Consider the following 1,192-nt stretch of genomic DNA (forward strand, 5'->3'; position numbering starts at 1 on the left):
CAGTAACCTGGGTATCTGATAATCCAGAGGTACTTACGGTAGACGAAAAGGGTGTTGCAAGAGGAATTTCCGAAGGGACTGCACATGTGACAGCAATCGTTAGCGGTATGGAATCAGAAGCATTTGAAATTACAGTACATGGAGTAGAGTCAGTCAGGGAACTGCAGGAGGGATATTATGCAGCTGTATATTCCACTTCTACAGACTTCTATGCCTCCGCAGCAAATGTAGCCCAGGAAACCCGCAGTGTCTACATGGCTGTGAGCAAAGACGGAAAAAACTTTGAAGTTCTGAACAATGGTGGTGCAGTGATTTTCTCTAAGAATACCAATGGCACGCTTCAGGTTACAGATCCCCGTATCTTTAAGACAGAAGAGGGATTTACAGTGGCGGCGCCGGATGCGACGTCCTCCAGGGGAATCCATCTGTTTACTTCCACAGATGGAGTAGCTTATTATGATGACATCATGGTATCAGAAACTGAATTAAATGCATTGCCATTGAAACGTTCTAATTTTACATTAATGCTGAATGGGGAAAATATATTAGACACAGATGAGCAGATCACCCTTGGAAATGCGGTTTCCCTGACAGAAGAAGAGTACCGGTATATCGTAAATAAACTGGGGACAGTTGTAAATAATGGACTGGAGTCCCTGACCGGCTTAAATGTAGATGCGCAGCAGGGGCTTACGGAACAGGAGCTGGAAAAACTGTACCCAAGTGTTAATGCAGTTTATACAGACGGATCCAGTCAGAAATTCAGTATCGACTGGGAGGGAGCGCTGCAGGGCATCAGCTTATCCCAACCGGGAGAGTATACATTAACCGGTAAGGTGGTTCAGACCCAGTATATCAATAAATTAAAAGAATTAAATGGAAGCACCCTTCCGGAAGATGATCCGGAGAATGCAAATCGGGATGATCCGGATAATTATAATGAAGAAACCGGAACGGTATATTACGATGAGACAAAATTCGTGGAAGGCATGGCGGATCCCTGCATTTACTGGGATGAACAGAGCGGATATTATTATATGACCGGTTCATATTTCCCGGAGGATCAGGATCAGATTGATTCAAACGATCAGCTGGAACAGTATGACCGTGTAGTTTTAAGACGTTCTAAGACACTGGAAGGGCTGCAGGACAGAAGTACCCAGGTAACCGTCTGGAAGGCCGGAAACCAGGG

Annotated in this window: 1 protein-coding gene; it reads left to right on the plus strand. The window is 45.1% G+C overall.

Features of this window, described 5'->3' with window-relative positions:
* Positions 1-1,192: Ig-like domain-containing protein (locus RHS_RS29375; protein ID WP_047835227.1), on the plus strand; the 1,192-nt coding region annotated here is incomplete at both ends.

This window comes from Robinsoniella sp. RHS, from assembly GCF_001029355.1.
In the GTDB taxonomy this organism is placed as follows: domain Bacteria; phylum Bacillota; class Clostridia; order Lachnospirales; family Lachnospiraceae; genus Robinsoniella; species Robinsoniella peoriensis.